We start from the raw sequence: 21,130 nt of genomic DNA, 5'->3' as shown, positions 1-21,130 counted from the left end.
ACCCCCAGCCCCCGCCACTGCTAGCGCGGGGCCAGGGCGGCAGTGGCCTTGGGGGCCCAAGCCGTGGTGAAATGGTACTGCCCCGACCCAACCTGCACCGGCAGGTAGCCGTCCTGGGCGGGGCCGGCTTGCAGGCCCTTGCTGCCTTCGAGCCGGCGGTTGCCTTCGCGCACCGAGCCGGGGCTGGTGGTGGGCACGTACACGGTGGCCGTGGAATTCGGGGGCACCGTCACGTCGAGGGCCAGCTGGTCACCGCTGGTTTGCCAGTGCGCGCGGGCGGAGCCGTAGGTGGTTTCGAGTGCGGCCGTGGCTTGCGTGAAGCCGCCCCCCAACTGGGGCCGCACGGTAAAGGTGTGGTAGCCCGGGGCCCCCACGTTCAGCCCCGCCACCGTGGTGTAGAGCCAATGGCCGATGGCCCCATAGGCGTAGTGGTTGAAGGACGTCATCGACGGCGGGGCGAAGGTGCTGTCGGGCCGCATCGAGTTCCAACGCTCCCACACGGTGGTGGCGCCCATCGTCACGGGGTACAGCCACGAGGGGTACGTCTTCTGCAGCAGCAGCTTGTAGGCCACGTCGGCATGGCCGAAGCGGCTCAGCACCTGGCACAGGTAGGGCGTGCCGAGGAAGCCGGTGGTGAGGTGGTTGTCGTAGTCGGCCACGTTCAGCGCCAGACGGTCGGCGGCCTGGGCGCGCAGGTTTTCGGGCAGCATGTCGAAGTGCAGGGCCAGCACGTAGGCCGTTTGGGTGTTCGACATCAGGGCCCCGCCGGGCGTCACGTACTCGCGCAAGTAAGCGGCCTTGATGCGCTGGAGCAGGGCCGTGTAGGTGGCCACGTCGGCGGTTTTGCCCAGCACGGTGGCCGCGTCGAGCAGGATCTGGGTGGAGTGGGCCCAGAAGCACTGCGCAATCAGGGCGTGGCTGGTCACGGCCGAGCGGCCCGCGTTGTCGTCGTCGAGGTCGTAGGCCAGCCAGTCGCCGAACTGGAAGCCGGTGTCCCAGAGGTCGTTCCGGCTCCGATCCTGAATGTATTTTACCCACGCCTGCATGCTCGAGTACTGCACGGCCAGCGTCCGGCGGTCGCCAAACAGGGTGTACAAATCCCAGGGAATCACGGTGGCCGCGTCGGACCAGCCGGCGGCGCCCACCAGGTCTTTGCCCTGGGTGAAGGGCATGGTGGGCACCACAAATGGCACGGCCCCGTTGGGGCCCTGGTCGGCGGCCAGGTCGCGCAGCCACTTGGCAAAGAAGCTGTTGGTGTTGCGGTTGAAGGCCGCCGTGCTGCTAAATACTTCTGCGTCGCCGGTCCAGCCCAGGCGCTCGTCGCGCTGGGGGCAGTCGGTGGGCACGTCCAGGAAGTTGCCCTTCTGCCCCCACTGGATGTTGCTCTGCAACTGGTTAATGAGCGGGTCGGAGCAGCTGAACGAGCCCGTGGCCGGCATGTCGGAGTACAGGGCCACGGCCGTAAAATCTTCCGGCTTGGGGGCCCCCGGGTAGGCGTCTATGCGCAGGTAGCGGAAGCCGTGGAACGTGAAATGCGGCTCCAGGGCTTCGTCCTGGCCCGTGCCGCGCAGGTAGTACGTGTCTTCGGCCGAGGCCGAGCGCAGGTTGGCCAAGTAGAAGTTACCGCGCTTGTCCAGCACTTCCGAGTGCGAGAGCGTCACCTTGTCGCCGGCCTTGCCGCGTGCCTTCACCCGCACCCAGCCCACCAGGTTCTGGCCGAAGTCGAGGATGGTTTCGCCCTTGGGCGACTTCGTAACCTTCACCACCTTAAAGGTTTCGTGGGCCCGGATGGGCTCGTTGAACGAGGCAAACAGGTTGGCCTTGGCGTAGTTCTGCACCCGGGCCGGCGTCCAGCCGCGGGCGTCGTAGCCGGGCTGGGCCCAGCCGGTTTTCTCCAGGCGCGCGTCGTAGGTTTCGCCGCGCTGCAGCTCGGCGAAGCGGATGGGGCCCTCGCTACTGGTTTGCCAGCTGCCGTCCGACACCACTTCCTCGCTGGTGCCGTCGCTGTAGGCGAGGTGGAGCTGGAAGAGCAGCGCCGCGTCGCGGCCGTAGATGTTGTGGGTGCGGTCGAAGCCGATGAAGCCGCGGTACCAGCCGCTGGCCAGGGTGGTGCCCACGGCGTTGGCCCCGGTTTTCAGCAAGCTGGTCACGTCGTAGGCCTGGTAGGCGAGCCGCTTGTTGTAGCTTGTCCAGCCCGGCGTGAGGTAGGCGTCGCCCACGCGCCGGCCGTTGATTTGGGCTTCGTACAGGCCGTGGGCCGTGATGTAGGCTGTGGCTGAGGTGATCTTCTTGCTGATCTTGAACTCCTTGCGCAGCAGCGGGCTGGGGCGGCGCACCGAATCTTCGGTGTAGCCGGGGCCAATCCACGCGGCTTGCCAGTTGGCGGGCGCCAGCAGGCCCACCTGCCAGAAGGCGGGCGCACTCCAGGCCGAGGGCTTGCCGGCCTCGTCCCAGGCCCGCACCTGCCAGTAGTAGCGCCGGTTCAGTTGCAGGGCCGGGCCGGCGTAGGTCACGTTCACCGACGAGTCGGAGGCCACTTTGCCCGAGTTCCACACGGCAGCTTTGCCCTGCGCCAGCCCGGCCGCCGAGGTGGCTACCCGCACCTCGTAGGCGGTTTGGCGCACGCCGCGCCGGTCCTTGGCCGCCAGCAGCTGCCAGCTGAATCGGGGGCGGGCCACGTCCAGGCCGATGGGGTCGGCCAGGTTTTCGCAGCGCAGGTGTTGCACCCGCACTTGGGCCAGGGCCCCGGGGCTACGCAGCAGGCCCACCGCGAGCAGGAGAAAGAGTAGTTTTTTCATAAAGAAGCAAAGAAGGTACTCCCCTGCGCAAACCGGCCCGGGTAGGGCCCCGGGCCGGTTCAAAGCCCGCGGTTCGCGGCGAAAGGTGGAAATTAAAAACGAAACGGTGCCGGGTGCGGGGGCCCTACAGCGGGTTCTGCTCCAGGTTGTCCAGCGTCAGCTCATACTGCGGAATAGGCAGCAGCAGGTTGTTGGTGGTGACTTGGTAGGCGGAGGCGGGCAGAAAGGTTTTGCGTGCTTTTTCGAGCACGCCCTGGGCGTTGAGCACGCTCACGGCCCGGCCAGTGCGCACCAGGTCGTACCAGCGCTGGTTTTCGAAGGCCAGCTCCACGCGGCGCTCCTGCAGCACGGCGTCGCGGAAGGCGGCCTGGCTGCTCACCGCGGCGGCGGTTTTGTCGGGCAGGCCGGCGCGGCGGCGCACCTGGTTGAGCAGGTCGAAGGCCTCGCCGCCGGCCGCGTAGCCCTGCTCGTTGAGCACCTCGGCCTGCATCAGCAGCACGTCGGCGTAGCGCAGCACCGGGAAGTCGGTGTCGGTGCGGCCGGGGGCCACGATGCCGAAGTTGTACTTTGACACGTAGGGCTGCGCCACGAACGTGCCCGTGGCGTCCTTGTAGCCGAGCTGCAGGGAGGCGTCCTTGCGCAAATCACCGGTTTCGTAGGCGTTGATTAATTCCGGCGTCGGGATGTTCCAGCCCGAGGCCCCGTTCAGGTTGCGGGTCGCCGCGTCGCCGGTTACCAAATTGCCCGACGTGTAGGGCGCAAACGTGTAGGTGAAGTAGCTGGAAATTGCGGGCTGCGAGCCCAGGTACTGCACCTCGAAGATGGACTCGGCGTTGTTCTTGTTGGCCGGATCGAACACGCTGCGGTAGCTGGAGAGCAGGCTGTAACCAGCGCTGCGCACGGCCCGCAGCTGGGTCAGGGCGTTGGGGTAGTCTTTGCGGGTGAGGTACACCGAGGCGAGCAGTGCCGTGGCCGCGCCCTTGGTAGCCCGGCCGGCATCGGCGGCGGCGTAGGCGGCCTTGGTGGGCAGCTTGGCGGCGGCATCGGTCAGGTCGGCCACGATTTGGGTATAAACGGCGTCCAGTGTGGCCCGGCCCGGCGACTTGGCTTCCGCCGGCGAGCCCACCGACTCCAGGCGCAGCGGCACGCCGCCGTACTGCCGCACCAGGTTGTAGTAGTACCAGGCGCGCAGGAACTTCGCCTCGCCGATGTACTGGTTTTTCTTGTCGGCCGTCATGGCCACGGCGTCGACGTGGCCCAGCACGTCGTTGCAGCGGCTGATGCCCCGGTACGACCCTTGCCAGTAACTGAGCACCGACTCCGAGTTGGCGCTCACCAGAAACTCGTCCACGAACTCGCGCTGGGACTCCTGGCCCCGGTCGGTGTTGTTGTACTGAAAGCTGGTGTTGTCCGAGCGCATCTCGCCGTACACCCAGTACTCCAGGTTGGTTAGGTCGCGCAGCGGCACGTAGGCGCCGTTCACGGCCTGCTCAATCTGGCTTGGGGTTTGGAAAAAGTTGGCGGCGCTGCTCGTTGCCTGCGGGCTCAGGTCGAGAAAGTCTTTTTTGCACCCCGCCAGCAAAACGCCGCCCAGGGCCAACCAAAGGATAGGATTCTTTTTCATGGGAAGGGCGCGGTTAAAAGCTCAGGTTGGTGCCGAACACGATGGTGCGGGCCAGCGGGTAGTTGAGGAAGTCTTCGCCGGGGGTCAGCACCGAACTGCCGTTGCGGTTGGCCTCCGGGTTGGCCCCGCTGTAGTTGCTGAAAAGAAAGAGGTTCTGGCCGCTGGCGTAGAGCCGCACGCCCTTGATGAAGCCCGTGCGGGTGAGAAGCGCCGCCGGCAGGTGGTAGCCCAGCGTCACGTTTTGGAGGCGGGCGAAGGTGCCGCTCTCCACCCAGTCCGAGTTGGTGTCGCGGAAGATTACGCGGGCGCCGTTGGTGGTCGGGATGTGGCCGTTGCCGGGCTGCTCGGGCGAGCGCCAGCGCTCGAGCACCTTGCGGTCGACGTTGAAAATGCCGTCGATGTTGAGCAAGTATTGGTTGGCGGTTTTGAGCACCTGCCCACCCTGCGAGCCGACGAAGATAACGTTCAGGTCCAGGCCCTTGAAGCTGAACTGGTTGGTAACGCCCCAGGTGTAGTTGGGCTGGGCGTGGCCGATGACGGCGAAGTCCTTGGTCGCCTCAATCACGCCGTTGCCGTCCACGTCGCGGTACTTAATCGAGCCCAGCACCGAGGTCACGTGCTTGGGCGAGTTATCAAAATCGGCCTGGGTGGCGTACACGCCGTCCACCACGTAGCCGATAAACTCCCCGATGGGGTGGCCCACCTGCGTGAGGTGCTGCGGGCTGCCTTCGCCGCTGCGGCCGCTGTAAATCGGCGCGTTGTCGTCGTTGAGCGCCAGCACTTCGTTGTGGTTGAAGGCAATGTTCAGGCTCGTGTTCCAGGTAAAGGCCCCGGCGAGGTTGCGCGTGTTCAGGGCCAGCTCCAGGCCGCGGTTCAGCACCTTGCCCGAGTTGATGATGGCGTTGGAATAGCCCGAGGAGGTCGGCAGCTGGTTGTTGAGCAGGATGCCGTTGGTGATACGCCGGTAGACGTCGGCCGTGAAGGCCAGCCGGTTTTCCCAGAAGCTGATGTCAAGGCCAGCGTCAATCTGGTTGGACTTTTCCCAGGTTAGGTTGGGGTTGGCCAGCGAGGAGAGGGCCCGGCCGGGGGCCAGCTGCCCGCCGAAGGCCGCGCTGCTGGCGTCCACGTTGGCAATGGTGGTGTAGTTGCCGATGTTGTAGTTGCCGGTTTGGCCGTAGCTGGCGCGCACCTTGAGGTTGCTGATGGACTTAAAGCCCTGCATAAACCCTTCGTTGATGATGTTCCAGCCCGCGGCCACCGACGGGAACGTGCCGTAGCGCTTGTTGGCCCCAAAACGCGACGAGCCGTCGGAGCGGATGGTGCCGGTGAGCAGAAAACGGTCCTTGAAGGCGTAGTTGACGCGGGCCAGGTACGAAATCAGCGACCACTCCTGCACGTCGGCGTTGTAGTTGGGAATCAGCGAAGCGGCGTTGATGGTCTGCACATCGTCGCTGGCGTAGTTCGTGGCGTTGAGGTACTGGTACCGGTACTGCTCTTTTTGGGCGCTGTAGCCGGCCACGGCGCTGATGGTGTGGTTGTCCCCGAGTTTCTTGTCGTACGACAGCAGCGCTTCCGAAAGCCAGTTGAAGCGCTGGTCGTTGGAGCTGTTGGAGTTCGGAATGGTGGGCGGCGGCGAGTTCACGCCCCCCACAAAGGAGGGGTTGAAGCTGAAGTTGTTGCTGTTGTTGTAGTTGATGCTCAAGTTGTAGCGCGCCCGCAAACCCGGTACGATGGTGTACTCGGCAAAAGCGCCGCCGATGCCCTGGAGCCGCCGGGTGGTGCCGTAGGAATACTCTAGGCTGTTGAGCGGATTGGGCCCCGAGTACATGCCCGGCGATGTGACGTAGGGCGTGCGCACACCGCTGGCATCCGTGACGGGCACCAGCGGCGAGAGCCAGAGCGAGCGCGAGAGCACGTCGGTGAAGCCGGTTTCGTAGTCGTTGCCTTTCTGAATGCCGTAGGTCGGCGCCAGGTTCAGCCCCAGGCGAACTTTGCTGCCCACCTTGCCCTCCACGTTGAGGCGGGCCGTGTAGCGCTTGTAGTCGGTGTAGCGCACGGTGCCTTCCTGGTCGAGGTAGCCCAGCGAGAGCGAGGCGCGCAAGTCCTCGGTGCCCTTGGTGAGCGACACGTTCACGCTGCGCTGCGGCGCGACGTGCACAATCTCGTCGTACCAGTTGGTGCCCGCCCCGTACTGCGCCGGGTTTTGGAACTCCACCGGAATATCGGCCGCCGTGGGCGTGGCCCCGCGGGCCTTGAAGGCATCGGTGATGATATCCTGCCGAAATTGGGCGAACTCCTGGCCGTTCAGCATGTTGGGGCGGCCCTTCTGAGGAACTTGCTGGATGCCGGTGTAGGCGTTCACGTCGAGGTTGGTCACACCGGCCCGGCCGTGCTTGGTGGTAATCACCACCACGCCGTTGGCCCCGCGCGAGCCGTAGATGGCCGTGGAGGAAGCATCCTTAAGCACGGTCAGGGTTTCAATGTCGTCGGGGTTGAGCAGGTTGAGGGGGTTCTCCGTCTGGTTGGCCGAGCTGGCAATCGGGAAGCCGTCAATCACGAACAGGGGCTGGTCGCCGGCCCCGATTGAGCCCGAGCCGCGAATCTTGATGGTGGGCCCGCCGCCCGGCGTACCGGTCGTGTTGCTGACCTGCACGCCCGCTACCTGGCCGGTTAGCCGCTGGTCCACGGTGGCCACGGGCAGGTCTTGCAGGGCTTTGGGGTTGACGGTGGCCAGGGCCCCCGTCACGTCTTCGCGCTTTTGGGTGCCGTAGCCTACCACCACCACGTCGTTGAGGCTGGTAGCATTTTCGGCCAGCGTCACGCGCAGCGGCTGGGCCTGCGGCACCGTCACGGCCACTTCCTGGCCGGTGTAGCCCACCGAGGAAATCACCAACGTGTGGGGCCCAATGGGCACATTAACGACGGTGAAGCTGCCGTCGACGCCCACCGAGGCCCCCAGCGTGGTGCCCTTCACCACCACGGTGGCGCCGATGGCCGGCCCGCCCTTGGGGTCGAGCACCTTGCCAGCCAGGGGCCCCGTTTGGGCCATCCCGCGGGTGGCCAGCGCCAACAAGGGCAGCAGTAGCCACAGAAAAAAGAGGCGTTGTCTTTTCATGGATAGAGAAAAAATGGGAAGAGGAAAGGAAGAATGAGAGAGCTGAATAGTAAATGCCTCGCCCTCAGGGAGCGCCGATGCGGTGCCCGGGGGCCGGCTAGCCGGGATTGCTTGCGGCAATCGATTGCCTATTGCCCCAGTTGCCTGCGTGGGCGGGTAGTTGCTGGCGGCCACCCGGAGACCCCAGCCGCCCGGGCCGCTGAGCCGTGGGGCCCCCGGGCTGCCGGGGTCCCACGGCTCAGCGCACGAAGGCCATGGCCACGCCGCCGTCCACGTTGAGCACGTTGCCGGTGCTCTTGGCCAGCGAGCCGTCGACAAACACGCGCACGGCCTGGGCGATGTCTTCGACGAGCAGTTCCTCACCAAGCAGCGTGCGCTTGGCGTAGAAGGCGGGTAGCTCCTCCACCGTGATGCCGTAGGCCTTGGCCCGGCCGGCGGCCCACGCCCCTTCCCAGATTTTGGAGCCGCGCAGCACGGCGTCGGGGTTCACGGTGTTCACGCGAATTTTGTCAGGGCCCAACTCGGCGGCCAGCAGGCGGCTCATGTGCAGCTGGGCGGCTTTGGCCGTGCCGTAGGCCACGTTGTTGGGGCCGGCCACCAGGCCGTTTTTGCTGGCAATGTTCACAATATCACCCCCCTGCCCCTGCTGGCGCAGGATGGCCACGGCCGCCTGGCTCACCAAGAACTGGCCCTTCACGAGCACATCGTTGAGGATGTCCCAGTCGGCCTGCGTGGTATCGGCCAGTGGCTTGCTGATGCTCAGGCCGGCGCAGTTCACCACGATGTCCACGCCGCCGAATTGCAGCGTCGCGGCCCGCAGCGACTCCGCGATGCTGTCGGCATCGGTCACGTTGATGGCCACGGCGAGGGCGCTGTCCGGGCCGAAGCGCTGGCGCAGGTCGGCCTGAGTTTCGTCGAGGCGGTCGCGGTCGGCGGCCACCACGCAAGCCCCGTGGCGCAGCAGTTCCTCGCAGATGGCCTTGCCGATGCCGCCGGTGCCGCCCGTCACGTAGGCCACCTTGCCCGAGAGGGCCTTGGGCGGGGCCATGCGCTGGAGCTTGGCTTCTTCGAGCAGCCAGTATTCGATGTTGAAGGCCTCCTGCTCGGGCAGGCCCTGGTAGGTGCTCACGGCCTCGGCCCCGCGCATTACGTTGATGGCGTTGGTATAAAACTCGGCGGCCACGCGGGCCGTCTGCTTGTCCTTGGCGAAGGAGAACAAGCCCACGCCGGGCCACAGAATAATCACCGGGTTGGCGTCGCGCACGGCCGGGCTATTGGCGTGCTTGCTGCGCTCGTAGTAGGCCACGTAATCTTTCCGATACGCCTCGAATTGGGCTTCCAGGTAGGTTTTCACGCTGGCCGCGTCGCCCGTCATCACGTCGGCATCGAGCACGAGCGGGCGGATTTTGGTGCGCAGGAAGTGGTCGGGGCAGCTGGTGCCCTGGGCGGCGAGGCGGGCGAGGTCGTGCGAATTCACGAATTCGAGCACGCGGGCATCATCCGTGTAGTGGCCCAGCATGCGGCGACCCGGGCTGCTGGCCAGGCCGCGCAGCACGGGCATGGCGGCGGCGGCGGCGGTGCGGCGGGCGGCGGCGTCCAGGGCCTGGGGGCGCTGCTCGCCGCCGAACACGGGGCCCCGCTCCCCGTAGTGGGCTTTGAGGTAGGCAGCAGCCATCTCAATGACTTCCAGCGTATTCAGATACGATTCGTAGCTCGTTTCACCCCAGGTGAAGAGGCCGTGGCCGCCCAGGATGACGCCGCGCAGGCTAGGGTTGTCGGCCACGATTTTCTCCAACTGCAAGCCTAGGTCGAAGCCCGGCTTCTGCCAGGGCAGCCAGCCCATGGTGTCGCCCCAGATGTCGTGCATAATGCGCTCGCCATCGGCGCTCGCTGCGATGGCAATGAGCGCGTCGGGGTGCAGGTGGTCGATGTGCTTGAAGGGCAGCAGCCCATGCAGCGGCGTATCGATGCTGGGCGTGGCGCACTTAGGGTCGAATAGGCAGTACTCGAACAGGCCCACCATTTCGTCCTCGTGCGCCAGGCCCCGGTAGCGGCCCTTCAGCTGGTGCAGCTTCTCGACGTAGAGGTTGGCGCAGCCGGCCTTGGTGAGCGTGCCGATGTCGCCGCCCGAGCCCTTCACCCACATCACCTCGGCCGCCTCGCCAGTTACGGGGTTGGTTGCCTGCACCTTCACCGACGTGTTACCCCCGGCGTAGTTGGTCAGGCGCAAGTCGGCCCCCAGCAGGTTGGAGCGGTAGAGGAACAGCGCTACTTCGTCGCCGGCCAGCTCGGCCGCTTTGGCCTCGTCCCAGAGGTAGCTAACGTGCTGGAAAGTCAGGGTGTTTTTCATGAGAAGAAGCAGAGAAGAAGGAGGAGAAGTGGGCCCGGGGCCCCAGCCGGTGGGTGGCAGCGGTGGCAAATGTTGCCACCCGCGGCGGGGCCAACTTCCTGTACTCTCCTGCTCTTGCGCCTTTTTTTAGGGCCCCAGCTCCCCGTTCGGCCGCTGTTGCCCCGCGCACCGGCAGGTTCACTTCCACTTCCTGGCATCTGGCCCGGCTGGGGGCCCTGCTGCGGCTGCGTGGGGGCCCCAGCCGCGGCTCCCGCGCAGCCGCACCAGCCTTTTTTCCTTTCAAAACGACCCATTATGTGGCACTGGAGACCGATTAATTTGTGCTTTAGCCAGGAGAGTACAGGTCGGTGCAGGTGGGTGCAGGAAGGGGGCAGCGGTTTCGGCGCGCAGTTTTGCGGGCGGTACCTTCCACTCCCGCCCTACCCCATGCTTGTTCTTCTTGGTGTCTTGTTTCACGCGCTGGGCGGCTTTGCCTCGGGCAGCTTCTACTTGCCCTACAAAAAAGTAAACGGCTGGGCCTGGGAAAGCTACTGGCTGGTGGGCGGCGTGGTATCGTGGCTGGTGGCGCCCTGGGTGCTGGGGTCCCTCACCGTGCCCCACCTGCTGGCCGTGCTGCGCCAGGCCCCCAGCAGCACCCTGTGGTGGACGTACCTGTGGGGCGTGCTCTGGGGTATGGGCGGCCTCACCTTTGGCCTGGCCATGCGCTACCTGGGCCTGAGCCTGGGCATGGCCGTCACGCTGGGCCTGTGCGCCGTATTCGGCACGCTGGTGCCCCCGTTGTGGACCGGCACGCTGGGCACGCTGGTGGGCACCGCCTCGGGCCGCTTCGTGCTGCTGGGGCTGGGGGTGTGCGTGCTGGGCATCCTGGTCTGCGGCCGGGCCGGACTGCTCAAAGAGAAGTCGCAGAGCGCGGCGGAAAAGCGCACGTCCGTCGCCGAGTTCGACTTTCGCAAGGGGGTGGCGGTGGCCATTTTTAGCGGTATTATGAGCGCCTGCTTCTCGTTTGGCCTCACCGCCGGGCAGCCCATCGCGGCGCTGGCCGCCAGTAGCGGCACCAACCCGCTGTTCGTCAACAACGCCATTCTGGTGGTAATCCTGGCCGGCGGCCTCACCACCAACGCCGCCTGGTGCCTGTACCTGAACGCGAAAAACCACACGTTCAGCGATTACCGCAATCCCTCGTTTCCGGCGCTGCGCAACGTGCTGTTCTGCGCCCTGGCGGGCACTACCTGGTACTTCCAGTTCTTCTTTTACGGCATGGGCGACAGCCAGATGGGGGCCTACCGCTTCTCGGGCTGGACGCTGCACATGGCCTTCATCATCGCCTTCAGCAGCATGTGGGGCCTGCTGCTGCACGAGTGGCGCGGCGCCAATTCCAGCACGCTGCGCACCATTACGCTGGGCATCGGCCTGGTCATCTTCTCGACCGTGGTGGTGGGCTACGGCAACTACCTGGCGGGCTGAACGACGCGCCTATTTTTCCAGTGCATTCCCCCCACGGAATACTTCTACTAAGCCAGAAATTGGTAAGCTTGCGCACTTGATTAACCAGCTTGCTTTTTCCCATGTACCACTTACAGCTCGATCCGCTTGACCAGATGCCCAAGTACAAGCAGATTGTACAGTCCGTCATCGAGGGCATTGAGCGGGGAGCGTTGAAAACGGGGGTGCAGCTGCCCTCCATCAGCGAGATGAGCGAGGAGCACTACCTGGCCCGCGACACAGTGGAAAAGGCGTACCGCGAGCTGCGCGAGCGGGGCTTCATCAACTCGGTGCAGGGCAAGGGCTACTACGTGCTCTCGCGCGAGCCCGACAAGCTGAAGATCCTACTGGTGTTCAACAAGCTAAGCTCTTACAAAAAGGAAATTTACTATGCCTTTTTGGAGGCCCTGGGCAGCCGGGCCACCGTGCACCTGGAGATTCACCACTACAGCGCGGAGCTGTTCCGGCAGATTATTGCCGCCAACCTGGGCAAGTACAGCCACTACGTGGTGATGCCCCACTTCACCTACACCACGCCCCCGGACGACTACTTGCTCGTGCTGCGCAGCATTCCGCCCGCGCAACTGGTGCTGCTCGACAAAAACGTGCCGGAGCTGCACCACCCCTGCCTGGCGGTGTACCAAGACTTTGCCCGCGACATCGGGGGGGCCCTGAACTCGGCCGCGCCCGACTTGGTGAAGTACCCGCGCATGCGGATGATTTTGCCCAGCGACGAGAATTTCCCCCCTGAAATTGAGCAGGGCTTCCGGCACTTCGGCACCTACAACGACAAGGACTTCGCGGTGCGCGAAAATGCCCGCGAAGAGGTGCTGGAATTTGGCACCTGCTACGTGGTGCTGCGCGAAACCGACCTGGTGGAGCTGGTCAAAAAAGTCCGCCAGACGCCCTACCTGCTGGGCCGCGAAATCGGCATCATCAGCTTCAACGAAACGCCCCTGAAGGACCTGCTGGGCATCACCGTCATCACCACCGATTTCCAGCACATGGGCCGCACGGCCGCCCTGATGCTGCTGGAAGGCAAGCAGGAGAAGGTGCGTAACCCCTTCTCCATAATTCGCCGGGGCTCCATTTAGGGGCCCCGCCACTGGGGCCCCCAGGCGGGCAGGAGAGTGCAGAAAGGTTGCCCCGGGCCCACCGTAGTTCTTTGCGCAGCAGCCAGCAGCGGCTAGCTCCACCTGCCTGTCGCGGCATTTTTCTTTCCTTCTCCCCTACCCGACCGATGCTACTCGCCCAGCAACTCCACGACTTGAACGCGCCCCTGGTGGCCGGCCACGAGGCTAACTACCATCACCTCAGCGAGCAGCTGGACCAGCGCAGCGCGGCCAGCGCGGCGGCCGTGGTTGCGCAGCTGCGGCAGTTTCAGGTGGCCGTGCCGAGCTGGGCCCTGGGCACGGGCGGCACGCGCTTCGGACGCTTCCCGGGCGGGGGCGAGCCGCGCTCGTTGGAGGAGAAAATTGCCGACGTGGCCCTGTTGCACCAGCTCAATGGCTCATCGAACGCCATTTCGCTGCATATTCCTTGGGATATACCGACCGACGTGGCCGGCGCCCAGCAGCAGCTGGCGGCCGCCGGCCTGCGCATCGATTCCATGAACTCCAACACCTTTCAGGACCAGCCCGGCCAGGCCCAGACCTACAAGTTTGGGTCGCTGGCCAGCACTGATGCCGCGGTGCGGGCGCAGGCCGTGCAGCACAACATTGAGTGCCTGGAGTACGGCCGGCAGCTGGGGGCCCTGGTGCACACCGTGTGGCTGGCCGACGGCTCCAACTTCCCGGGCCAGCAGCATTTCCGCGGGGCCTACCAGCGCACGCAGGAGTCGCTGGCGGCCATCTACGGGGCCCTGCCGCCCGACTGGACGTTGCTCGTCGAGTACAAGCCCTTCGAGCCCAATTTTTACTCCATGGTGATACCCGACTGGGGCACGTCCTACGCCCTGTGCCAGGCCATGGGGCCCCAGGCGCAGGTGCTCGTGGACCTGGGCCACCACCTGCCCAACACCAACATCGAGCAGATTGTGGGCCGCTTGCAGCACTTTGGGCGGCTGGGGGGCTTCCACTTCAACGGCTCGATGTACGGCGACGACGACCTGACCACGGGCAGTATCAAGCCGTTTCAGCTGTTCCTGATTTTCAACGAGCTGGTGGACAGCGCCCAGGATGCCACCGTGCACAACCCCGCCGTGGCCTACATGATTGACGCCAGCCACAACACCAAGGACCCGCTCGAAGACCTGCTCCAATCGACCGATAACATCCTGACGGCCTACGCCAAATCCCTGCTCGTAGACCGCCCGGCCCTGCAGGCCGCCCAGGCCGCCAACGACGCGGCCCTGGCCGAGGACCTGCTGCGCGACGCCTTCCTGACCGATGTGCGGCCCCTGGTGGCCGAGGCCTACCGCCAGGCCGGGGGGGCCCTGCGCCCGGTGGCCGCCTACCGCCAGGCTACGCACCGGGCCGGCCTCATTGCGCAGCGCGGCCGCCACGCGCTGGCCACCGGGCTATGAGAAAGCCCGTTTACGCCATTTTCGACGTTGGCAAAACCAACAAGAAAATCCTGCTTTTCGACGAAAGCCACCGGCTGCTGGAAGAGCACCAGCACGTATGCCTCGAAACGGTGGACGACGATGGATTTCCGTGCGAAACCCTGGAACGGCTCACCCACTGGGTGCTCAGCAACTGGCACGCGCTGCGCCAACACCCCAGCTATCTGCTCAAGGGCGTCAACTTCACGGCCTATGGCGCCAGCTTCGTGCACCTCGGGGCCGACGGGCAGCCGGTGGCCCCGCTCTACAACTACCTCAAGCCGCTGCCCGAGCGCATTGCCGCGCAGTTTTACGCCGCGGTGGGCGCGCCGCCCGAGGAATTTGCCACGGCCACCTGCTCGCCCACGCTGGGCCTGCTCAACTCCGGCTTGCAGCTCTACTGGCTGAAATACACCCGGCCTGAGCTGTTCGCGCGGGTGCACACCTCGCTGCACCTGCCGCAGTACTTGTCGTATTTGATTACGGGCGAGAAGTTTAGCGACTACACCTCCGTGGGCTGCCATACGGCCCTGTGGGATTTTGCCCGCCACGGCTACCACGCCTGGGTGCACCGCGAGGGCCTGGCCGCCAAGCTGGCCCCGCTGCTGCAAGACCCCATCGCGGCTGTGGTGGACGGCGTGCTGGTGGGGGCGGGCCTGCACGACTCGTCGGCGGCGGTGCTGCCCTACCTGCGCCGGCACGCCGCGCCTTTTCTGCTCGTTTCGACCGGCACCTGGGCCGTCACCTTCAACCCCTTCAACCAGCAGCCGCTCACCACCGAGCTGCTGCGGCGCGACTGCCTGAGCTACCTCTCGCCCCAGGGCCAGGGGGTGCTGGCGGCGCGCGTGTTTCTGGGCCGCGAGCACGATTACCAGGTGCAACACATTGCCAACCACTTCCGCATCAAGGCCGAGTTCAGCCACGAGTTCTACAAAACGCAGGTGACGGCCCGGCCGGCCGACCCGGCCGCCGCGCCCTTCCGGCCGTGGTGCATGCACGGCACGGGGCCCTACCCTGAGCAGCCGGCCCAGGCCTGGGACCTGGCGGGGTTCCGCACGGCCGGCGATGCGTACCAGCACTTGATGAGGGGGTTGGTTGATATACTGGCCGCGTCCATCCGGCTGGTGCGGCAGGACGAGCCCACCATTTTTCTTGACGGTGGGTTTGCGCGCAACCCCCTGTTTCGGGAGTTGCTGGCCGAGGCCTTTCCTGGCGTCGGCCTCCAGACGCTGGAGGTGCCGCAGGCCACGGCCCTGGGGGCCCTGCTGCACCTGGAGCAGGGCGTGGCGCAGCAAAAACCAGCCAATGTTTTTACTTAGCACTTTTATCCATTACCGCTTGCGCAGCAGCCAGCGGGTACGCTTTATGAAAGTTGCTCTTTTTGTGCCCTGCTACGTGGACCAGTTCTACCCCCAGGTGGCCATTGCCTCGCTGCAACTGCTGGCCAAGCTGGGGGTGGCGGCGGCGTTCCCCAAGCAGCAAACCTGCTGCGGGCAGCCCATGGCCAACAGCGGCTGCGAGCAGGACGCCAAGCCCGTGTACCACCACTTCGTGGACACGTTCCAGGACTACGACTACGTGGTGGGGCCCGCCGGCAGCTGCGTGTACCACGTGCGCCAGCACTTCGACATCATCGACCAAACCCCGGCCGTGCAGCACGTGCGCACGGCGACGGTTGAGCTGTTCGACTTCATCACGCAGGTGCTCGGCGTTACGGAAATTCCCGGCCGCTACCCGCACAAAGTGGGCCTGCACCTGAGCTGCCACGGCCAGCGCGGCCTGCACCAGGCCAACGAATCGGAGATGACGCCCGTGCGCGACGGCCAGCTGCGCCGCCTGCTGGCGGGCCTGGACGGCCTGGAGCTGACCGAGCTGGACCGCAACGACGAGTGCTGCGGCTTCGGGGGCACGTTTTGCGTGAGCGAGGCCGGCATTTCGGCCCGCATGGGCCAAGACCGCGTGGCCGACCACCTGCGCCACGGCACCCAGGTGCTCACCGGCGGCGACATGAGCTGCCTGATGCACCTGGAGGGCATCGTGCGCCGCCGCCAGCTGCCCCTGCGGGTGCTGCACGCCGCGGAAATCCTTAACGGCGCCCTTGCCTAACCATGAGCCAGCCCCAAAACCACGCCCAGCGCTCCGACCTGTTTTTACTCGACGAGGAGCGCACCACCTGGCACGACGAAACGCTGTGGTTTGTGCGCCAGAAGCGCGACCGAGCGGTGTACGCCACGCCCGAATTTCAGGAGCTGCGCCAACTCGCTTCCGACATAAAAGACCACACCCTGAGCCGGCTGGCCGAGTACCTGGAGCAGTTTGAAGACGCTGCGCTGGCCAACGGCGTGCGCGTGCACTGGGCCGCCGACGCGGCCGAGCACAACCGGATTGTGCTGGGCATTGTGCGGCAGGCCGGGGCCAGCCGGGTGGTCAAGAGCAAGTCAATGCTAACGGAGGAGTGCCACCTCAACCCGCACCTGCTGGCCCATGGGGTAGAAGTGATTGATTCCGACCTGGGCGAGCGAATTATTCAGCTGCGCGACGAGGCCCCCAGCCACGTGGTGCTGCCCGCCATCCACCTCAAAAAGGAGGACGTGGGCGAAACCTTCTGGCAGCACCTGGGCACCGAAAAGGGCCTCACCGACCCGCAGCAGCTCACCGAAGCTGCCCGCCAGCACCTGCGCGCGAAGTTCTTGGCCGCCGAGGTGGCCATTTCGGGCGTCAACTTCGCCATCGCCGAAACGGGCTCGGTGGTGGTGTGCACCAACGAGGGCAACGCCGACCTGGCCATTGGCCTGGCCCGGGTGCACATCGCCTGCATGGGCATGGAAAAGCTGCTGCCCCGGCTCTCGGACTTGGCCGTGTTCACGCGCCTGCTCACGCGCTCGGCCACCGGGCAGCCCATCACTACCTACACCTCGCACTTTACCAAGCCTTTGCCCGGCCGCGAGCTGCACGTCGTCATCGTGGACAACGGCCGCAGCCAGCAGCTGGGCCGGCCCGACTTCCGGGCTTCGCTCAAGTGCATCCGGTGCGGGGCCTGCATGAACACCTGCCCGGTGTACCGGCGCAGCGGCGGCCACAGCTACGATTTCACCATCCCGGGGCCCATCGGCGCGATTCTCTCACCCAACATCGACATGCGCAAGCACGCTTCGCTGCCGTTTGCCAGCACGCTCTGCGGCTCGTGCACCGACGTGTGCCCAGTTAAGATTGATATCCACACCCAGCTCTACAAGTGGCGGCAGGTGCTGGGGGCCGAGGGAATGCTGCCGGCCAGCAAAAAGTACAGCATGAAGCTGCTAAGCCGCGTCTTGGCCCGGCCGGCTCTGTTCAAAGCCGGAGGCGCGGCGGCCCGGCTTGGGCTGCGATTTGTGCCGCACGCCCTCAGCCACGCGCCGGGCTACAACCCCTGGGCCATTGCCCGCGAGCTACCCGCGCCGCCCAAGCAAAGCTTCCGCGACTGGCACGCGGCCCAGGCTGCCACCCCCGCCCCGACCGTATGAGCACGGCGCGGGAAAAGATGCTGGCCGCCGTGCGCGCCAGCCAGCCCGGGGCCCTGCCCCTGCCCACCGTGCCGCTGTTTGACGGCGAGGCTTCAGTGGAGAAATTCATCGCCCTGCTGGAAAGCATTGGGGCCCAGGCCATCCAGCTGCCGCACCTCAGCCAGCTCGCGGCCACGGTAGCGCGCTGCTACCCCAACGAGCGGCGCGTGGCTTCGGACCTGCTGCCGGCGACCGTAGCCGTGGCTGCAACCACCCCGGCGGCGACCCTGGCCACCATCGACCTAGCCGTGCTGCGCGGCGCGTTTGGCGTGGCCGAAAACGGCAGCATCTGGCTGCCTGAAGCGGCCATGCTGCACCGCGCCCTGCCCACCGTGGCCCAGCACCTGGCCATCGTCCTCGACCAGCACGCCCTGGTGGCCACCATGCACCAGGCCTACGCCCGGCTAAACGGCCAGCCGGGGGGCTACGGCACCTTTTTAGCGGGCCCCTCCAAAACGGCCGACATCGAGCAGTCGCTGGTAATCGGGGCCCACGGGGCCCGCAGCCTCCTGGTGCTGCTGCACTAAAACAAGACCAGTGCTTCGCCGCGGCAGGCAACCGCCACCCCTTAGCGGCGCGCCAGCAGGGGCCCCACCAACCCGTAGCCCGGGCACGACTGCGCACACCGTTTTGCTGGGCCCGGCGGGGCGGCCAGTGGCCGGCCTTTTGCTGGCCCAAGGCTACGGTAAGCGCACCAAACGCTGGCGGGGCCAGGGCCCGCACGGGTGCAGGTGCCCGTCGGGATGCTTGACCCCAACTATCCCTTTGGCTGCGCGGCCGGCACTGGTTCGCTGCCTTTTACATTGGCCTCCGTTACCATGGCCCGAAGGACATTGCTCAGAAACATAGTCCTGGCTACTCCGGCCACCTGGCTGCCCAGCGTGGTAGCCAGGTGGTAGCCAGCCTCAACTGGAGCCCGACGGCTCCGGCCGGAAAGCGCACGGCCCCGGCAATTTTGCTCCTGCTTGAGCGTCGCTGGCGCAGTGCCAGACGCCCAAGTGGTTTCGCATTGGGGGAGCACTGGGGCCCCCAGAGCCAGCCCGAGCGCGGCACTTGAGGCCCGCGTACGCCAGGAGCTGGCCACCAGCCTCTGCACCGAGGCCGAAATCGTGCACTGGCAGCGCGGTGGCGCATTTGCAGGCCCCTGGCCGCCGTTTTAGCTGGCCCGCGGCGGCGTTCTTTGCGCAGCGGGGCGCCGTTGGTTTTATCGTTTACGAGCGTATGTTGATTACTTTCTCTTGTCGTATCGCCGCGCTTATCGCGGGGCTAAGCTGCTTGGCTACTCCAAAAATAATGGCCCAAACCGTGCTGGACCTTCCCCCCGCCCGGCCTTGGTCGGGCCGTAGCGAGCAGCTGATTGCCGAGCCCAGCGACGAGTGGATAACGCCGGCCGAGGCCGCCAACTTCCAAACTACGCCGCGCTACGCCGAAGTCCGCGCCTGGTTGGAGCGGCTCGCCGCGGCCTCGCCGCTCGTGACGCTGCACCCCTTCGGGCGCACGGGCGAGGGGCGCGAGCTGCTGTACGTGCGCGCCAGCCGGGGCGGCCCCGCCAAGCCAGTGGTGCTGGTGCAGGCGGGCATTCACGCGGGCGAAATCGACGGCAAAGACGCCGGCCTAATGCTGCTGCGCGACATTGCCCTGCGCGGCAAGGCCCACCTGCTCGACCGCGTGGACCTCGTATTCGTGCCGGTTTACAACATTGACGGCCACGAGCAGCTGAGCGCCTGGAACTTCCCGCAGCTGCGCGGCCCCGCCGAAAAAGGCTTTGAGAACAATGCCCGCAACCGCAACCTGAACCGCGACTACGCCAAGGCCGATGCACCCGAAACGCGGGCCATGATTGGGCTGCTGCGCGGGTTAGACCCCCTGCTCTACATCGACTGCCACGTGAGCGAAGGCTTTGACATGCAGCATGATATCACCTTCACCTACGCGGGCTGGGGCACCTACGCGCGCCACCGGGCCACGGCCGACTGGCTGCAGGGCAGCTTCGGCCCGGCCGCGATGCGGGCGCTGACCCAGGCGGGCCACCTGCCCACCATCTACCCCAGCCCCATCGACACGCGCGCGCCGGCCAAGGGCATCCGCTACAGCCCCGAGGGGCCCCGCTACTCCACTGGCTACGGCGACTTCATCAGCGTGCCCACCGTGCTGGTCGAGAACCACATGCTCAAGCCCTACCGCCAGCGCGTGCTCGGTACCTACGTATTGCTGGAAGCCGCCCTCCGCATTGCGGCCCAGGATGCCGGGCGCATCGCCGCGGCCAAGGCCACGGACCGGGCCAGCCGGCCCGCCGAGCTGCTCACGCGCTGGGCGCCCGCGCCGCAGCCCATCGGTTGGGTCGAGCAGTTCAAGGGCATCGCCTTCGAGTGGTACCAATCGCCGGCCTCGGGGCGGCGGGAGCAGCGCTGGCTGGGCCAGCCCATTACCTTCCGCATGCCCATTATTGGGCAGCAGCCCACCGAGTCGGTGCGCCTGCCCCGGGCCTGGTGGGTACTCGCCGCCCAGGCCGAAGTGCTCGACCGGCTGCGCCTGCACGGCATCGCGTTTGAAACGATAACGGCGCCGCGCACCCTGCAGCTCGACCGGGTGCGGCTCCTCAACCCCAAGCTGCTGCCGCCCAGCGAAGGGCGCGTGCCGCTGGCGGCCAGCTTTGTGCACGAGCCCGGCCCGCAGGTGCTGCCCGCGGGCAGCGTGCGCGTGCCCGCCGACCAGCCCAACGGCCTGCTGGCGGCCGCCCTGCTGGAGCCCGAAAGCCAGGATTCGTTCCTGGCCTGGGGCTTCTTCCCCGAAATACTGTCGCCCGCGCCCAGCACCGACGACTTCATCCTGGCCGCGCTGGGCGAGCGCCTACTGGCCACCGACCCCGCCCTGAAAGCTGCGTTCGAGGCCAAGCTGCGCGCCGAGCCTGCCTTTGCCGCCGACCCGGACGCGCGCCTCGCCTGGCTCTACGCGCACGCGGGGCCGGGCCACCCCTACCACTGGCAGTACCCCATTATGCGGGAGCTGAATTAAGCAGCTATCGGCTCCGCCACCAGTTGGACGGCTTAATTGATGGCGCTGCCCCACACTTTTGAGGCGCTCCCAGAAGACCAGGTTCTTGATAGGTTCCGGTAGAGTGGGGCCCCTAGCCTTCGTTCTGGTGGTACGCCCTGGCCAGCACCCGCCACCGGCCACCTTACCTGAGCAAGGTTTGGAAATCGGTAAAATAGCCGCCGAGCACATCTTTCTTCAGCTCCACGCGCACCACAGCCGTGGTGGGGGTAATGGCCAGCACGTCGATGCGCGTCTGGAGCTCGGCCGCCGGGCCTACTCTGGCGAATCTGCCGGCACAGCGTCAGCCCGCTGCCTGCGGCTGCAACGGCCACTGCGCCTGACAGCACCACCCGTTCAGCGGAACTGCAACTCCGCGTCCAACTCACCACCACGCTCTGCACCCCACCCTTGCTTGCTGGGGCCCCAGCATATCCCTTACAAGGCCCTTTGCTTAATACCCGGCTTGCCACCCGCCCCCGGGTAGTAGAACAGGCTCATTCCCGTTAGAATGCGTCTGCTTTCTGCGCTTATTTCATTACCCACAGCTTGCAGTGGCGGCGTCCTTTGGGGGCCGGTAGCTAGCCAGCGGCGGGGCACCGGGCATTGCACTGCTGGAAAATGCTAGGCATAAATTTTTTCAC

12 protein-coding genes are annotated in these 21,130 nt (G+C 66.0%); 8 read left to right on the top strand and 4 right to left on the bottom strand.

Going from position 1 to position 21,130, the window contains the following annotated elements:
• Positions 1–20: 20 nt before the first annotated feature.
• From EAH73_RS07640 to EAH73_RS07625, 4 genes are all read right to left on the bottom strand, one after another.
• Entirely contained in the window at positions 21–2,798 is a 2,778-nt protein-coding gene (locus EAH73_RS07640) for an alpha-L-rhamnosidase (protein WP_140465874.1), read from the bottom strand.
• A 124-nt stretch (positions 2,799–2,922) separates the two neighbouring features.
• Positions 2,923–4,422, bottom strand: coding sequence for a RagB/SusD family nutrient uptake outer membrane protein (locus EAH73_RS07635; protein WP_140465873.1), 1,500 nt, complete (start codon positions 4,420–4,422; stop codon positions 2,923–2,925).
• A 13-nt stretch (positions 4,423–4,435) separates the two neighbouring features.
• On the bottom strand, positions 4,436–7,537 hold the full coding sequence (locus tag EAH73_RS07630) for a SusC/RagA family TonB-linked outer membrane protein (RefSeq protein WP_140465872.1): 3,102 nt from the start codon (positions 7,535–7,537) through the stop codon (positions 4,436–4,438).
• A 238-nt stretch (positions 7,538–7,775) separates the two neighbouring features.
• Entirely contained in the window at positions 7,776–9,887 is a 2,112-nt protein-coding gene (locus EAH73_RS07625; RefSeq protein WP_140465871.1) for a bifunctional rhamnulose-1-phosphate aldolase/short-chain dehydrogenase, read from the bottom strand.
• A gap of 426 nt (positions 9,888–10,313) precedes the next feature.
• Between EAH73_RS07625 and rhaT the strand changes: the two genes are divergently transcribed.
• The 8 genes from rhaT (at position 10,314) to EAH73_RS07585 (ending at position 20,468) form a co-directional block, all read left to right on the top strand.
• Positions 10,314–11,351: an L-rhamnose/proton symporter RhaT gene (gene rhaT / locus EAH73_RS07620; protein ID WP_140465870.1), complete on the top strand. Its 1,038-nt coding sequence runs from the start codon at positions 10,314–10,316 to the stop codon at positions 11,349–11,351.
• Positions 11,352–11,452: 101 nt separating this feature from the next.
• The gene (locus EAH73_RS07615; protein ID WP_140465869.1) at positions 11,453–12,463 is read left to right on the top strand and encodes a GntR family transcriptional regulator; all 1,011 of its coding nucleotides are present in this window, start codon (positions 11,453–11,455) and stop codon (positions 12,461–12,463) included.
• Between the two features lie 146 nt (positions 12,464–12,609).
• The gene (locus EAH73_RS07610) at positions 12,610–13,893 is read left to right on the top strand and encodes a TIM barrel protein (RefSeq protein ID WP_140465868.1); all 1,284 of its coding nucleotides are present in this window, start codon (positions 12,610–12,612) and stop codon (positions 13,891–13,893) included.
• Positions 13,890–15,230 (top strand): FGGY-family carbohydrate kinase, encoded by a 1,341-nt coding sequence (locus EAH73_RS07605; protein ID WP_140465867.1) that lies wholly within the window; start codon positions 13,890–13,892, stop codon positions 15,228–15,230. Before EAH73_RS07610 ends, EAH73_RS07605 begins: the two co-directional genes overlap by 4 nt.
• Positions 15,231–15,276: 46 nt before the next feature.
• The gene (locus EAH73_RS07600; RefSeq protein WP_140465866.1) at positions 15,277–16,017 is read left to right on the top strand and encodes a (Fe-S)-binding protein; all 741 of its coding nucleotides are present in this window, start codon (positions 15,277–15,279) and stop codon (positions 16,015–16,017) included.
• 2 nt (positions 16,018–16,019) lie between these two features.
• Positions 16,020–17,414, top strand: a complete 1,395-nt coding sequence (locus EAH73_RS07595; RefSeq protein ID WP_140465865.1) for a lactate utilization protein B — start codon at positions 16,020–16,022, stop codon at positions 17,412–17,414.
• The gene (locus tag EAH73_RS07590) at positions 17,411–17,980 is read left to right on the top strand and encodes a lactate utilization protein C (RefSeq protein WP_140465864.1); all 570 of its coding nucleotides are present in this window, start codon (positions 17,411–17,413) and stop codon (positions 17,978–17,980) included. Before EAH73_RS07595 ends, EAH73_RS07590 begins: the two co-directional genes overlap by 4 nt.
• Before the next feature lie 778 nt (positions 17,981–18,758).
• Positions 18,759–20,468 (top strand): M14 family metallopeptidase, encoded by a 1,710-nt coding sequence (locus EAH73_RS07585; protein ID WP_205012970.1) that lies wholly within the window; start codon positions 18,759–18,761, stop codon positions 20,466–20,468.
• The last annotated feature ends 662 nt before the right edge of the window (positions 20,469–21,130 follow it).

Source organism: Hymenobacter nivis, from assembly GCF_006439025.1.
In the GTDB taxonomy this organism is placed as follows: domain Bacteria; phylum Bacteroidota; class Bacteroidia; order Cytophagales; family Hymenobacteraceae; genus Hymenobacter; species Hymenobacter nivis_A.
Note: the sequence above shows the minus strand (reverse complement) of the source record. Positions and strands in the feature narration are given on the sequence as shown.

Coding starts and splice junctions, on each gene's coding strand:
- EAH73_RS07635 (WP_140465873.1), bottom strand. CDS start 4,422: ATGAAAAAGAATCCTATCCTTTGGTTGGCCCTGGGCGGCGTTTTGCTG.
- EAH73_RS07595 (WP_140465865.1), top strand. CDS start 16,020: ATGAGCCAGCCCCAAAACCACGCCCAGCGCTCCGACCTGTTTTTACTC.
- EAH73_RS07600 (WP_140465866.1), top strand. CDS start 15,277: ATGAAAGTTGCTCTTTTTGTGCCCTGCTACGTGGACCAGTTCTACCCC.
- EAH73_RS07590 (WP_140465864.1), top strand. CDS start 17,411: ATGAGCACGGCGCGGGAAAAGATGCTGGCCGCCGTGCGCGCCAGCCAG.
- EAH73_RS07605 (WP_140465867.1), top strand. CDS start 13,890: ATGAGAAAGCCCGTTTACGCCATTTTCGACGTTGGCAAAACCAACAAG.
- EAH73_RS07625 (WP_140465871.1), bottom strand. CDS start 9,887: ATGAAAAACACCCTGACTTTCCAGCACGTTAGCTACCTCTGGGACGAG.
- EAH73_RS07640 (WP_140465874.1), bottom strand. CDS start 2,798: ATGAAAAAACTACTCTTTCTCCTGCTCGCGGTGGGCCTGCTGCGTAGC.
- EAH73_RS07610 (WP_140465868.1), top strand. CDS start 12,610: ATGCTACTCGCCCAGCAACTCCACGACTTGAACGCGCCCCTGGTGGCC.
- rhaT (WP_140465870.1), top strand. CDS start 10,314: ATGCTTGTTCTTCTTGGTGTCTTGTTTCACGCGCTGGGCGGCTTTGCC.
- EAH73_RS07615 (WP_140465869.1), top strand. CDS start 11,453: ATGTACCACTTACAGCTCGATCCGCTTGACCAGATGCCCAAGTACAAG.
- EAH73_RS07630 (WP_140465872.1), bottom strand. CDS start 7,537: ATGAAAAGACAACGCCTCTTTTTTCTGTGGCTACTGCTGCCCTTGTTG.